We start from the raw sequence: 822 nt of genomic DNA, 5'->3' as shown, positions 1-822 counted from the left end.
TAGTGATCCGGTGGTTCTGTATGGAAGGGCCATCGCTCAACGGATAAAAGGTACTCTGGGGATAACAGGCTGATACCGCCCAAGAGTTCATATCGACGGCGGTGTTTGGCACCTCGATGTCGGCTCATCTCATCCTGGGGCTGTAGCCGGTCCCAAGGGTATGGCTGTTCGCCATTTAAAGAGGTACGTGAGCTGGGTTTAAAACGTCGTGAGACAGTTTGGTCCCTATCTGCCGTGGGCGTTGGATACTTGACGGAGCCTGCTCCTAGTACGAGAGGACCGGAGTGGACGTACCACTGGTGTATCGGTTGTCATGCCAATGGCATTGCCGAGTAGCTACGTACGGAAGAGATAACCGCTGAAGGCATCTAAGCGGGAAACTCGTCTGAAGATTAGGTATCCCGGGGGCTTGACCCCCCTGTAGGGTCGTCCGAGACCAGGACGTTGATAGGCTGGGTGTGGAAGTGCAGTAATGCATGTAGCTAACCAGTACTAATTGCCCGTGTGGCTTGATCCTATAACCCTTGAGGTTGTAGTGAGTTAAGTTGTTGACCACAGAACGTAATATTGAAGTGCAGCGCAACCCGCGCTTGACACCTTCGTAACCGCTGCTAGCTGATCCGTACTGATCGCTAGCGGTGTGCTTCTTCCAATTGGCTGGGGCGTCCCTTAAAAAGACGACTCGGCAACCAGTTACGCTTGACGACCATAGCAAGGTGGTCCCACACCTTCCCATCCCGAACAGGACTGTGAAACGCCTTTGCGCCGATGATAGTGGACGGACGTCTGTGAAAGTAGGTCATCGTCAAGCTCTTATTCCTC

Annotated in this window: 2 rRNA genes; both read left to right on the top strand. The window is 53.3% G+C overall.

The window, feature by feature from the left end:
• Positions 1-517 (top strand): 23S ribosomal RNA (locus N879_RS12955); the annotation flags it as partial.
• 181 nt (positions 518-698) lie between these two features.
• Positions 699-811: ribosomal RNA gene (gene rrf / locus N879_RS12950) — 5S ribosomal RNA — on the top strand.
• Positions 812-822 lie beyond the last annotated feature (11 nt).

The organism is Alcaligenes sp. EGD-AK7 (assembly GCF_000465875.3).
In the GTDB taxonomy this organism is placed as follows: Bacteria; Pseudomonadota; Gammaproteobacteria; order Burkholderiales; family Burkholderiaceae_B; genus Alcaligenes; species Alcaligenes phenolicus.
The sequence above is the reverse complement of the archived record's forward strand: the minus strand, read 5'-3'. Positions and strand labels throughout refer to the sequence as shown.